Below are 13356 nucleotides of genomic sequence, written 5' to 3' on the forward strand. Positions count from 1 at the left end.
GCCCAGCGCCGGCGCGCCGCCTCCAGCGCCCATACCATGCCGAGCATCATGTAGACGTGGCGCCACTTCTCGATATCGATCTGCAGCGCCTGAAGGAAGAACATCAGCAGCGCCGGCCAGACGATCTGCGCGTGCGCGCGGAACGGCGAGGGCCGGGCGAGCAGGCGGAAGCCGACGAACCCCGTCGCCGCGACGAGGGCGAGGAAGACCGCGCCGCCGAGCCAGCCGCCGTTGGCGAAGCTGCCGATGTAGGAATTGTGCGGCTCCAGCCCGAAAGTCAGGCGCCAGTGCATCGGCCCGAGGCCGAGCGGGCGCTCGAGCAGCATCTCCATGCCGCGGAGCTGGTTGCCGAAGCGGCCGGTCTCGCCCTCGTCGTAGTCCTGGCTCACCGCGGCGCGGGTGGCGAACATCTTCTGGACGCTGTCGACCGAGAGCAGGGCCGCCATCGCGACGGCGCCGAGCGCCAGGGTCGCGAGGCTGAGGAGCACGATGCGCCGCCGCAGCCGCGCCGACCCGCAGGAGGCGTAGACCGAGCCGACCATCAGCAGCGTGGCGACGACGGTGCCGCCCCACGAGCCGCGCGAGAACGACAGGAAGATCCCGACCAGGATGATCAGCAGGCCCGCGAGCGCGAGCACCGGGCGCCGGGCGGTCGCCGTGATCAGGCCGTGCATCAGGTAGAGCGCGCCGAGCGTCAGGAACGAGCCGAACACGTTCGGATCCTGGAAGGTGCCCGAGGCGCGGTCGTACTTGTAGAACAGGTCCTCGATCCCGAGCCATTGCAGGTAGCCGACGATGCCGAGCGTGGCCGAGAACACGCAGCTCGCCGTGTAGGCCTTGAGCGCCAGCTCCATGCGGGCCTGGGTGTCGTCGGAGAAGAACATCACGAAGAAGACGCCCGTCACCGAGAGGTAGATCAGCTGGATCGTCCAGGTGACCGGGAAGTCCTCGTCGAGAAACGGGATCAGGCCGACGACGATCGCACCGAGATAGAGCAGCAGCAGCACCACCAGCGGCACCGCCCCACGGTGCAGCCGGATGCCGAGGCAGGCCCAGAGCAGGATCGTCGGGATCGCGATCACGTCGTAGGGCGAGGTCTCGGAGAAGGCGAAGCAGGCGAAGAACACGAACGCCGCGAGGAGCGCGCCGGCGAAGCCGTGGACGACCCGGATCAGCGGGACCCGGCCGACCTGCGGCAGGACGAAGCCCGGAACGGCGGTGCTGGCCATGGCTCACGCGGGCTCCGCGAGCCTGGAACGCGGGCCCGCACGACGACGGGTCCTTCATGGGACGGAAAGGTTGATATTCGGCTGACGGGCGCCTGCGGCGCGCTCGACCGGTCGGGAGCGAACGCCTATCGTGCCTCGATCATCGCGACGTCGAGGACCAAGCCCGATGGCCGACACCGCAACACCGCTTCCCCCGGATCTGGAAGAACTGATCGGCCGTATCCGTCGGCAACGCGAGGAAAGCGAGAAGTTCGTGGCCGAGCAGAAGAAGCTCATGGCCGAATCGATGAAGCTCGAGCTCGAAGCGAAGAAGTTCGAGCACGAAGCCAGGAAGCTCGAGCACGAGGCGCGGAAACTCGAGCGCGACAGGATGCTCGCACCCTGGCAGATCGCGCTCTCCGGCATGGCGGCCGGCGCGGCCTTCTTCGGCGCCGGTGCCGCCTTCGTCAAGCTGATCGGATCATGACGCCCGCGTCGACCATGATCCGCTTCGCATAAGCCTCAGGCCGCGCAGTCCAGGAACCCGCCCTTGATCGCCTCGGCGTCGAGCTTGCGGCCGATGAACACGACGCGCGACGAGCGGTCCTCGCCGGCCTTCCATTCGGCCTGCAGGTCGCCGTCGAGGATCATGTGCACGCCCTGGAAGACGAAGCGGCGCGGCTCGTCGGGGAACGCGACGATGCCCTTGCAGCGCAGGATGTCCGGGCCCTGGATCGTGGTGAGGTTCGAGATCCACGGCATGAACTTCTCCGGGTCGACCGGGCCGTCGATGCGGGCCGAGAACGACTGCATGTCGCCGTCGTGGTGATGGTGGTGCCCCTCCTCGAGGAAGTCGGGCTCGAGGTCGAGGATGCGGCCGAGGTCGAAGGCGTTGCGTCCGAGCACCGCGTCGATCGGCACGTCGCAGTTCGTGGTGCGGTGGAGCTTGGCGTAGGGGTTGATCGCGCGGATCTCGCCCTCGACGCGCGCCATGTCCGCCTCCGAGACCAGGTCGGCCTTGTTGAGCAGGATCACGTCGGCGAAGGCGATCTGGTTGCGGGCCTCGGGCGCGTCCTTCAGGCGCTCGGACAGCCACTTGGCATCGGCGACCGTCACCACGGCGTCGAGGCGGGCGGCGTCGCCGACGTCCTGGTCGACGAAGAAGGTCTGGGCGACGGGGGCCGGGTCGGCGAGCCCGGTGGTCTCGACGATGATCGCGTCGAACTTGCCCCGGCGCTTCACCAGCCCGTCCATGATGCGGATCAGGTCGCCGCGCACGGTGCAGCAGACGCAGCCGTTGTTCATCTCGAACACCTCCTCGTCGGCGCCGACGACGAGGTCGTTGTCGATGCCGATCTCGCCGAACTCGTTGACGATCACGGCGTAGCGCTTGCCGTGGTTCTCGGTGAGGATGCGGTTGAGCAGCGTGGTCTTGCCGGCGCCGAGGTAGCCGGTCAGCACGGTGACCGGGATCTTCTCGGAGGTGACCGACTCGGCGTTGGCGGGGCTCTGCGATCCGGACATGGGCGACTCTTCCGACGGGTGATGCGGTGGGCGCCCGCGCTCGCGCCGGGCCGCCGATGACATGTCATATCGTATCATCGGACCGCGGATGGAAGCACCCGAGCGGACGCCGCCCCGCCTCCCGCGGCCGGCATGCGGCTCCGTCGCGAGACCGTCGTGAAGACCTGCCACGACCCATGGCCATGACCAAGCGGTGCCGTTTCCGGTCGCGGCCTCGCCGCGGACCGCGCGGGCGACCGCACGCACGAGCCCGATGTCCCGCGAGCCCGATATCCCGAACGTGATCGCCTCGACCCGCCTCGATCGCCTCCCGTCCGCGCTTCCGCACCGCCGGGCCATTGTGCCGCCCGGATGCGCGGGATATCGGCGCCTCGGGGAGCCGCCCGTCCCGGGCCTGCCTTAGAAAAGCACCATCGATCGGTTCGATGCATCGGGACGGGTTCCCGCGTTCGACCGCTCCGCACCGGCCCACAACCATCAAGCACCTCCCTCGACCCGAAGACGACAGCGCGATGGACGCCCGCACGCCACTCGATCCCGACACCGACGCGCCGGCGGCCCGGGCGCACGGCCCGCGCCGCCAGGGACTGCTGCCGATCGCGGTCGTGCTGTCGCTGGTGGTCGCCGCCGTCGCCGTGGTCGCGGTGTTCCCGCAGCCGGTGCACGGGTTCCTCGAGACGGTGACGACCTACGCGCGCGGGATTCTCGGCGGCACGAAGGGCGAGGACACCGGCGAGGCCGACGCCCCGCCCTCCTCGGCCGAGCGGATCTTCCGGCCGACGCCGGAGCAGCGCACCACCTTCGAGATCCATCCGGTGGCGACGATGACCTTCCGCCCGGAAGGCTCGGCCGAAGGGCGCATCGCGCTGAACGACGACGACAACGTGCCGGTGGCCTCGCCCTATTCCGGCCGCGTCACGAAGGTGCTCAAGCGCGCGGGCGACGACGTGAAGGTCGGCGACGTGCTCCTCGTCATCGAGGCCACGGACATGGTCCAGGCCCAGAACGACTACCAGAGCGCGCTCAACACCATCCAGAAGCAGCAGGCTCTGCTCAAGCTCGACCAGACCATCGCCGCCCGCCAGCAGGAGCTGTTCGCGGCCAAGGCGGTGGCGCTCAAGGACTACCAGTCGGCCCAGAACGACGTGATCGCCGCCCAGAGCGACCTGAAGACCGCGCAGGCCTCCCTCGACGCGGTGCGCAACCGCCTCAAGCTCCTCGGCAAGACCGACGCGGAGATCGCCGCCTACGAGAAGAACGGCACGATGAGCGCCGAGACGCAGATCCAGGCGCCGATCGCCGGCACCATCGTGCAGCGCAAGGTCGGCATCGGCCAGTACCTCACCACCTCGAGCGACCCGGCCTTCGTCATCGGCGACCTGTCCACGGTGTGGCTGATCGCCAACGTGCGCGAGAGCGAGATCCCGAAAATCCGCATCGGCCAGGAGGTCGAGGCGCGGGTCGCGGGCTTCGGCACGCGGGTGTTCAAGGCGCGGGTGAACTACATGTCGTCGAGCCTCGATCCGGCGACGCGGCGCCTCGCCGTGCGCAGCGAGGTCGACAACCCGGATCGGTCGCTGCGCCCGGAGATGTTCGCCACCTTCACCATCATCACGGGCAAGCCCCAGCCCTCGCCGGCCGTGCCGCTCGCCGCGGTCGTCTACGAGGGCGCGAGCGCCCACGTCTGGGTCGCCCGGCCCGACGGCGCGATCGCGGCGCGCGGCGTCAGCCTCGGCCTGGTCAACGGCGACAACGTCCAGGTCGTCGAGGGGCTCGCCGCCGGCGAGGAGGTCGTCACCCGCGGCGCGCTGTTCATCGACCGCGCCGCGTCGGGCGACAAGGCGTCCTGACCGGACCGGAACCGCCGGAAGGGCACCCGACGCGATGAACAGCCTGATCGTCTTCTCGCTGCGCCAGCGCGTGCTGGTCTGCCTCGGCTTCCTGGTGATGCTGGCGCTCGGCTACGCCAGCTACACCCAGCTCAACATCGAGGCCTATCCCGATCCGGTCCCGCCGCTCGTCGACGTGATCACCCAGAATCCCGGCCAGTCGGCCGACGAGATCGAGCGCTACATCACCATTCCGCTGGAGGTGGCGCTCGCCGGCATCCCCAACGCGCAGGTGGTGCGCACGATCTCGCTGTTCGGCCTGTCCGACGTGAAGGTGCAGTTCAACTACGAGTTCACCTACGAGGAGGCGCTGCAGCGGGTGCTCAACCGCCTGTCGCAGGCCCCGCCCCTGCCGAACGGCGCCACGCCGCAGATCTCGCCGACGAGCCCGGTGGGCGAGATCATGCGGTACAAGCTCGTCGGGCCGAAGGGCTTCTCCTCCGCGGAGATGAAGACCCTGCAGGACTGGGTGCTGCAGCGCCGCTTCAAGGCGATCCCCGGCGTCGTCGACGTGACCGCCTTTGGCGGCAAGGCCAAGGAGTACGAGATCGCGGTCGACCTCAACCGCCTCCAGGCCCAGGGCATGACCCTGGTGCAGCTCGTCTCGGCCCTGAACAACTCCTCGATCAACGTCGGCGGCCAGACGCTGAACGTCGGCGAGCAGTCGGCCGTGGTCCGCGGCGTCGGCCTGATCCGCGACATGGACGACATCCGCGACACCATGCTGACCCAGGTCAACGGCACGCCCGTGCTGGTGCGGGACGTCGCCGACGTGCGCGTCTCCAACGCGCCGCGGCTCGGCATCGTCGGGCACGACGGCTCGAGCGACATCGTCGAGGGCATCGTCCTGATGAGCCGCGGCGGCCAGAGCCTGCCGACGCTCCGGCGGGTCGAGGCCGAGATCGAGAAGATCAACGCCTCGACGATCCTGCCGCCGGACGTGAAGATCGAGCGGATCTACGACCGCTCCGGGTTGATCCACACCACCACGCACACGGTGATGCACAACCTCGTCTTCGGCGTGGTGCTGGTCTTCGTGGTGCAGTGGCTCTTTCTCGGGTCGCTGCGCAGCGCGATCATCGTGGCGGCGACGATCCCCTTCGCGCTCGGCTTCGCGATCCTGATCCTGGTGGTGCGCGGCGATTCGGCGAACCTCCTCTCGCTCGGCGCGATCGATTTCGGGCTGATCGTCGACGCCACCGTGATCATGGTCGAGAACGTGTTCCGGCACCTGGCCGAGCCGCACCACACGGAAGGGCAGCCCGCACCGGGGGGCCTCACCGGGCGGCTCGGCACCATCGCCATCGCCGGCTCGGAGGTGAACCGGGCGATCTTCTTCTCGGCGACGATCATCATCGTCGGCTTCCTGCCGCTGTTCACGATGTCGGGCGTCGAGGGCCACATCTTCGGGCCGATGGCCAAGACCTACGCCTACGCGCTGGTAGGCGGCCTGCTCGCGACCTTCACGGTCTCGCCCGCGCTCTCGGCCGTCATCCTGCCGAGGCACGTGGAGGAGCGCGACACCCTGATCGTGAAGGTGCTGCGCTTCGGCCACGAGATCATCCTCGGCTTCGGCCTGCGCAACCGCATCCTGTCGATCGCCGTGACGGTGGCGATCCTGCTGGTCTCGGGGCTGGCCGCGCGGAACCTCGGCCTCGAGTTCCTGCCCAAGCTCGAGGAGGGCAACCTCTACGTGCGCGGCACGATGCCGGCCTCGATCTCGCTGGAGGCCGGCAACGCCTACGTCGAGCGGCTGCGCAAGATCTTCACCGAGGTGCCGGAGGTCGTCACCGTGATCTCGCACCAGGGACGGCCGAGCGACGGCACCGACGCCACCGGCTTCTTCAACGTTGAGATCCTGGCCCCGCTCAAGCCCATCGACGAATGGCGCAAGGGGCTCGACAAGGAGCAGCTCATCGCCGGCCTGTCGAAGCGCCTCGACGCCGAGTTCCCCGGCATCGAGTTCAACTTCTCCCAGTACATCGAGGACAACGTCCAGGAGGCGGCCTCGGGCGTGAAGGGCGAGAACTCGGTCAAGGTCTACGGCACCGACCTCGCCGCGATCACCAAGGCGGCCAACGACGTGAAGGCGGTGCTCGCCACCGTGCCCGGCGTCACCGACCTCTCGGTCTTCGCCTCGCTCGGCCAGCCGACGGTGCGCATCGATGTCGACCGCCACAAGGCCGCCCGCTACGGCCTCTCGATCGGCGACGTGAACACCACGATCGCCGCCGCGATCGGCGGCCAGACCGCGGGCGACCTCTACGAGTACGGCTCCGACCGGCATTTTCCGATGCGGGTACGGCTCGCCCGCGAGTACCGCTCCTCGCTGGCCACCATCCGCAACATCACCATCGGCGCCGCCAACCCGAACGGCGGCGTGGTGCAGGTGCCGCTCTCCGAGATCGCCGACGTCGACCTCGTCTCGGGCGCCTCGTTCATCTACCGCGAGGACCAGGAGCGCTACATCCCGGTCAAGTTCTCGGTGCGCGGGCGCGACCTCGGCGGCACCGTGCTGGAGGCGCAGCGGCGCGTCGCCGACGAGGTGACGCTGCCGGCAGGCTACCACCTCGAATGGGTCGGCCAGTTCACCAACCTGCAGGACGCGGTCACCCGCCTCAGCCTCGTGGTGCCGATCACCCTGGTGCTGATCGCGCTGCTGCTGTTCATCAACTTCAACTCGGTCGCCGACATGCTGCTCGGCCTGTCGGTGATCCCGATGGCGATGATCGGCGGCATCTTCGCGCTGGCGCTCACCGGCACCCCGTTCTCGATCTCGGCGGCGATCGGCTTCATCGCCCTGTTCGGCATCTCGACGATGGAGGGCGTGATCCTGCTCGCCTACTACAACCAGCTGATGGAGGAGGGCTGGCCGCGCAAGGAGGCCGTCTGGCACGCCTCGATCGTGCGGATGCGGCCGGTGATGATGACCTGCGTCGCCGCCTGCGTCGGCCTGCTGCCCGCGGCGGTCTCCACCGGCATCGGCTCGCAGGTGCAGAAGCCCCTGGCGCTCGTCGTCGTCGGCGGCATCCTGCTCGCGCCGAACCTGATCCTGGTGGTGGTGCCGGTGCTGATCTCGCTGTTCTCGCGCCGCCGGCCGAACCCGCTCGCGACCCCGGCCGTGCACCGGGCGGCGGCGTGATGGTTTTGATCAGGACGTTGCCGCGCCCCTTCCCTCCCCCCTCTGCGGGGGCGGGTGGGCCTCGCGTCAGCGAGGGTCGGGAGAGGGGAGAGCCATGTCCGGAGAGGTCGCTCCCCTCTCTCGACCCGCTTCGCGGGCCACCCTCCCCTGCAGAGGGGGGAGGGCAAAGCGCGCTCGTCCTCGCAGCCGTGGCGCCGGCACCACAACGCTCGGCCTCCCCGCCGGCGACGCCGCCCGCCGCATTGACTTGCGCCGCCCCCGCGGCGCTCTACCGGGCGGAGGATGGCGCCGTCGCGCGCGCGTCCCGCGTCGGAAGCGTCATGATCGAGACGGCCCTCAACCGCCGGTCCGCACGGGCCGTGGCCCTCGCCGCGAGCCTGGCCCTGTCGGGCTGCGCGGTCGGCCCGAACTACGTCGCGCCCGAGGACCCGCCGGTCGCGCGCTACACCCGCGAGCCGCTGGCGAACCCGAGCGCGGCCGACAAGGTCGCCACCCGGCAGGGCGGCTCGGCCGACCAGAGCTTCGTTTCCGGCGCCGACATCCCCGGCCAGTGGTGGACGCTGTTCCGCTCGAAGGCGCTGAACCGCCTCGTCGAGGAGGCGCTGGCCAACAACCCGAACCTGGAGGCGGCGCAGGCCTCCCTGCGCATCGCGCAGCAGAACGTGCTGGCTCAGAAGGGCACGCTCTACCCGTCCCTCTCGGCCAACCCGCAGGCGCTCGGCGCCAAGGCGCCGGGGCTCGACCTGCAATCGCCGCTGCAGAACCAGAACAACTACCTCTACAGCCTCTACACCCCGCAGGTGACGGTGGCCTTCAATCCCGACGTGTTCGGGCTCAACCGCCGCACCATCGAGGGCCTGGAAGCCACCGCCGAGAACCAGCGCTTCCAGCTCGAGGCGGCCTATCTCAGCCTCACCGCCAACGTCGTCGCCGCCGCGATCCAGGAAGCGGCACTGCGGGCGCAGATCGACGCGACCAAGCGGGTGATCCAGGCGCAGACCGAGGTGCTGACCCTCTACAACAAGCAGCTCTCGCTGGGGCAGATCGCCGGCGCCGACGTGATCCAGCAGCAGGCGGCCCTGTCGCTGTCGCAGCAGCTGCTGCCGCCGCTGGAGAAGCAGCTGGCGCAGCAGCGCAACCTCCTGACCGCGCTCGCCGGCCGGCTCCCGAGCGAGGAGGTGGCCGAGACCTTCACCCTCGCGGCCCTGCGCCTGCCGACGAAGGTGCCCGTCAGCCTGCCCTCGCGCCTGGTGCAGCAGCGGCCGGACGTGAAGGCCGCCGAGGCCCTGGTGCAGCAGGCCAGCGCCGGCATCGGCGTCGCGGTGGCGAACCGCCTGCCGCAATTCGCGATCACCGGCGCCGGCGGCTCGAGCGCGGTGCGGCTCGCGCAGATCGCCAACCCGGGCGCCGGGTTCTTCACCATCCTCGGCCAAGCCACCGCGCCGATCTTCGACGCCGGCACGCTCTATCGCCGCCAGCGCGCCTCCGAGGAGACGCTCACCCAGGCCCAGGCCCAGTACCGCGCGGTGGTGATCGCCGCGTTCCAGAACGTGGCCGACGCGCTGCGCGCGCTGCAGGCGGACGCCGGCGCGGTCGCCGCCGCCTCGGCCGCCGAGAAGGCCACCGGCCAGAGCCTCGAGCTGATCCGCAAGCAGTTCTCGGCCGGCGCCGTGAACTCGACCCAGGTGCTGATCGCCCAGCAGGGCTACCTCTCGGCGCTCGTCACCTCGGCCGGCGCGCGCGCGACGCAGTACGCCGACACCGCGGCCCTGTTCCAGGCGCTCGGCGGCGGCTGGTGGAACCGCGCCGACGTCGCCCCGCCCCCGCCCGAGACCGACCCGCTGAAGTTTCTCTAGGCGGCCTCGGCGCAGCCGCCGATCCGGAGCTTGGCGGACGCGCGAGGTGGCAGGGGCGATATCGGCATGGTGCCGTCATCGCCGGAGCCGCCTGCGATCGACATCACACCCACGCCGTCATTCCGGGACTGCGAAGCAGAGCCCGGAATGACGGAGCGGGCACGGTCATCCCCGCTCGAACAGACGGACGCGCGGGGCGATCCGCCCTCAAGCCCCCGCCACCGCCAGGACGATCTCCCGGCGGTGCGGCCGGTCGCGGTGCTCGATCAGGTACACGCCCTGCCAGGTGCCGAGGGCGAGGCGGCCGTCCAGCACGGGAATCGTCAGCGCGGAATCGGTGACCATCGTGCGGATGTGGGCGGGCATGTCGTCCGGCCCTTCCGCGCCGTGGACGTAGGCGACGTGGCGCGGGGCGAGACCGTCCAGCGCCGTCATCAGGTCGGCCTGCACGTCGGGGTCGGCGTTCTCCTGGATGGTCAGCGAGGCCGAGGTGTGCCGGCAGAACACCGTGGCGACGCCGTCGCGGACGCCGCTGCCGCGCACGAAGGCGGCAACCGCGTCCGTGAACTCGGTGAAGCCCGGCCCCGGCGTCGCGATCGTCAGCCGCGCGCCGGCCTGCCGCCGGATCTCGCCCGAAAACAGGGTCTCGACGGGTCCCACCGTGCCGCGCTTCATTCCGTCGTCTCCAGGGTCGTGCCCGGCATCGTCTCGCGCTCGCCCCGCGCCAGGATGCGTTCCAGAAGGTCGATCCGGTCGGCCTCGGCCGCCGGCTTGTCCCAGCGGATGCGGCTGACGCGGGGGAATCGCATCGCGACGCCCGACTTGTGCCGGGTCGAGCGTTGCACGCCCTCGAAGGCGATCTCCAGCACCAATCCGCCCTCCATCCCGTAGCCGACCTCGCGCACCGGGCCGAAGCGCTTGACCGTGTGGTTGCGGACGTAGCGGTCGAGCTTGGCCAGCTCGGCGTCGGTGAAGCCGTGATACGCCTTGCCCACCGGCACCAGCTCGGGGCCGCCCGCGCCGTCCCGCCACACCCCGAACGTGTAGTCGGAGTAGAACGACGAGCGCTTCCCGTGCCCGCGCTGGGCGTACATCATCACCGCGTCGACCAGATGCGGCTCGCGCTTCCACTTCCACCACGGGCCCTTGGGGCGGCCGGGCAGGTACGGGCTGTCGCGGCGCTTGAGCATCACGCCCTCGATCGCGTCGGCGTCGTCGCCCGCCCCGACCGCGGCCGGGTCGGCCCGCGCCGCCGCGAGATCGTCCCAGGTCGCGAACGGCACCAGCGGCGACACGTCGATGCGGGCGTGGTCGAGCGTCGCCACGAACGCCTCCAGCCGGGCGCGCCGCTCCAGGAAGCCGAGGGCCCGCAGGTCCTCTCCGTCGGCGGTCAGCAGGTCGTAGGCGCGCACATGGGCCGGGAACTCCTCCATCAGCTTGCCCGTCACCGCCTTGCGGTTGAGGCGCTGCTGCAGGACGTTGAAGCTCTGCACGCGGCCCTCGCGCAGGATCAGCAGCTCGCCGTCCAGCGTGCCGGTGAAGGTGACGGCCTCGGCGAGGTCGGGAAAGGCGCCGGAGATGTCCTCGCCGGTGCGCGAGTAGATCCGCGCCACCGGCTCGCCCGCCGCGTCGCGCCCGCCGACGAGCTGAACGCGGATGCCGTCCCACTTCCACTCGCCGGAGAAGTCGGCCGGGGCGAGCTTGTCGAAGTCGGTCTCCTCCTCGATCGGGTGCGACAGCATCGGCGGCCGGAACGGGGCCGGGTTCAGGGTCTCGGGCCGCGGGCCGCGCCCCTCCGCCCAGGCGAACAGGGTCTCGAACGGCGCCCTGAGCCCGTGCCAGACCTCCTCGACCGCGTCCGCCTCGTGGCCGCCGAGCGCGCCGACCGCGGTCTTGGTGAGCCGGGCCGAGACGCCGACGCGCAGGTTGCCGGTCACGAGCTTCAGGAGCGCCCAGCGCCCGGTCTCGTCCAGCGCGTCGAGCCAGGTCGCCAGGTGGCCGGGCAGGTCGGCCTTGCGGATGGTGGACAGGGTCTCGACCACCTCGGCGAGCGTCGGCACGTGCGGGGGCGGGTTGTTGTGGCCGGGGCCGGGCGCGCCGACCGCCCCCCCCTCCCGCTCGGAAGAGGGGGCCGGCGCTGCGTCCGCGACGGGCCCCGGCCAGATCAGCGCGGTCGTTTCGGCGAGGTCGCCGACGTAGTTGTGCGAGAGCCGGAACAGCACCGGGTCGATCCGGGCCTCGACGAGGCCGCGGATCAGCGCGGGCTTGGCCTCGCGAAAGCTCAGGGTGCCGGTCATCGCCGCGAGCGCGTAGCCGCGCTCCGGGTCGGGCGTGCGGGCGAAGTAATCCTGCAGCAGCCGCAGCTTGGCGTTGCGGCGCGGCTCGTAGGCCAGGCGGTCGAGGAGTTCGGCGAACTCGTTCACGCGGCGGCCTCTTCGGCTGCGTCCCCGGCGGCCGGCTCGGCCTCGCCGTCGTCGCCGTAGCCCAGCATGTGCAGCGGCTTGGCCTTGATCCCTTGGCTTCCGCACCAGTGCACCAGCGCGTCCTCCTGCCCGTGCGTCACCCAGACCTCGCCGGCCCCCGTCTCGCGGATGGTGCGGCAGAGATCCGGCCAGTCGGCGTGGTCGGAGATCACCAACGGCAGCTCGACGCCCTTCTGGCGGGCGCGGGCCCGCACCCGCATCCAGCCCGAGGCGAAGCTCGTGACGGGATCGGGGAATTTTCGCGACCACACGTCCTGGATCGACGAGGGCGGGCACAGCACGATGGCCCCCTTCAGGCTCGCCCGGTCGGCCGCCGCCACCTTGGGGGTCTCGCCGAGCGCGAAGCCCTCGCGCTTGTACAGCTCGGTCAGCTTCTCCATCGCCCCGTGCAGGTGGATCGGCCGATCGTAGCCGGCCTCGCGCAGAAGCATCATCACCCGCTGCGCCTTGCCGAGTGCGTAGGCGCCGACGATGTGGGCGCGCTCCGGGAACAGCGCCACGGAATCGAGGAGCTTGCGCACCTCCGCCGCGGTGTCGGGCATGCGGAACACCGGCAGGCCGAAGGTCGCCTCGGTGATGAACACGTCGCACGGCACCACCTCGAACGGCAGGCAGGTCGGGTCGCGCGCGCGCTTGTAGTCGCCCGACACCACGACGCGCACGCCCCCGGCCTCGATCGCGATCTGCGCCGAGCCGAGCACGTGGCCGGCGGGGGCGAACCGCACCGTCACGTCGCCGATGCGGATCGGCGCGCCGAGCGCCGCCTCCTGGCGCGCACGGCAGAAGTCCTCGCCGTAGCGCACCGCCATGATGCGCAGGGTCTCGCCGGTGGCCAGCACGCTGCCGTGGCCGGCTCGGGCGTGGTCGGCATGGCCGTGGCTGATCAGCGCCCGCTCGACCGGCCAGGTCGGGTCGACGTGGAAGCGCCCGAGCGGGCAGTACAGCCCCTCGCGGGTGAGGGTGAGAAGGTCGCCGGCGCGAAGCGTCATCGGTCCCGTGGTGACGGTGGATGGGATCGGGGGTGATATAGGGCGTCGTCCCGACGAGACCCGGATCGATCCCCACCATGTCCCAGACCGGCTCCGGCGACCTGCTGGCCGACCGCCGCTTCGCCTATGCCGAGGCGTGCCTGGCCGAGGGCGATTGCGTCGGCGCCGCCGAGATGGCGGAGCAGGCGCTCGAGCGCGCCCCGCGCTTCGCCGCCGCCTGGGTCCTGCTCGGGCGGGCCCGCGAGGCGCGCTACGCCGCCGGGGC

Annotated in this window: 10 protein-coding genes; 5 read left to right on the forward strand and 5 right to left on the reverse strand. The window is 70.8% G+C overall.

Annotated elements, in window-relative coordinates:
• Positions 1-1229 (reverse strand): O-antigen ligase family protein (locus FV223_RS08520; protein WP_147726411.1); only part of this gene is annotated, 1229 nt, incomplete at its 3' end.
• Between the two features lie 166 nt (positions 1230-1395).
• On the opposite strand from FV223_RS08520, the gene FV223_RS08525 reads away from it, so the two are divergent.
• Positions 1396-1695 carry a hypothetical protein gene (locus tag FV223_RS08525; protein ID WP_147726412.1) on the forward strand — a complete coding sequence of 100 codons (300 nt, stop codon included), beginning with the start codon at positions 1396-1398 and terminating at the stop codon, positions 1693-1695.
• A 35-nt stretch (positions 1696-1730) separates the two neighbouring features.
• Here FV223_RS08525 and FV223_RS08530 read toward each other — a convergent pair whose 3' ends face one another.
• The gene (locus FV223_RS08530) at positions 1731-2732 is read right to left on the reverse strand and encodes a GTP-binding protein (protein ID WP_147726413.1); all 1002 of its coding nucleotides are present in this window, start codon (positions 2730-2732) and stop codon (positions 1731-1733) included.
• A gap of 512 nt (positions 2733-3244) precedes the next feature.
• Here FV223_RS08530 and FV223_RS08535 point away from each other — a divergent pair.
• The 3 genes from FV223_RS08535 to FV223_RS08550 all read left to right on the forward strand — a co-directional run bounded on the left by FV223_RS08535 (position 3245) and on the right by FV223_RS08550 (position 9619).
• Complete coding sequence (locus tag FV223_RS08535; RefSeq protein WP_147726414.1) at positions 3245-4582, forward strand: efflux RND transporter periplasmic adaptor subunit; 1338 nt, start codon at positions 3245-3247, stop codon at positions 4580-4582.
• 34 nt (positions 4583-4616) lie between these two features.
• Positions 4617-7763, forward strand: coding sequence for a CusA/CzcA family heavy metal efflux RND transporter (locus FV223_RS08540; protein WP_147726415.1), 3147 nt, complete (start codon positions 4617-4619; stop codon positions 7761-7763).
• 320 nt (positions 7764-8083) lie between these two features.
• Positions 8084-9619, forward strand: coding sequence for an efflux transporter outer membrane subunit (locus tag FV223_RS08550; RefSeq protein ID WP_147726416.1), 1536 nt, complete (start codon positions 8084-8086; stop codon positions 9617-9619).
• Between the two features lie 207 nt (positions 9620-9826).
• Here the strand turns inward: FV223_RS08550 and FV223_RS08555 are convergent, their stop codons facing one another.
• The 3 genes from FV223_RS08555 to FV223_RS08565 are packed head-to-tail and all read right to left on the reverse strand — an operon-like array spanning position 9827 to position 13091.
• A complete protein-coding gene (locus FV223_RS08555) occupies positions 9827-10294 on the reverse strand; it encodes a secondary thiamine-phosphate synthase enzyme YjbQ (protein WP_147726417.1) in 468 nt (155 codons plus the stop codon).
• Entirely contained in the window at positions 10291-12042 is a 1752-nt protein-coding gene (locus FV223_RS08560; protein WP_147726418.1) for a cisplatin damage response ATP-dependent DNA ligase, read from the reverse strand. The genes FV223_RS08555 and FV223_RS08560 overlap by 4 nt, the downstream gene beginning before the upstream one ends.
• Positions 12039-13091: a ligase-associated DNA damage response exonuclease gene (locus FV223_RS08565; protein ID WP_147726419.1), complete on the reverse strand. Its 1053-nt coding sequence runs from the start codon at positions 13089-13091 to the stop codon at positions 12039-12041. The genes FV223_RS08560 and FV223_RS08565 overlap by 4 nt, the downstream gene beginning before the upstream one ends.
• A 77-nt stretch (positions 13092-13168) precedes the next feature.
• Between FV223_RS08565 and FV223_RS08570 the strand changes: the two genes are divergently transcribed.
• Positions 13169-13356 (forward strand): tetratricopeptide repeat protein (locus tag FV223_RS08570; protein ID WP_147726420.1); only part of this gene is annotated, 188 nt, incomplete at its 3' end.

The organism is Methylobacterium sp. WL116 (assembly GCF_008039455.1).
GTDB lineage: Bacteria > Pseudomonadota > Alphaproteobacteria > Rhizobiales > Beijerinckiaceae > Methylobacterium.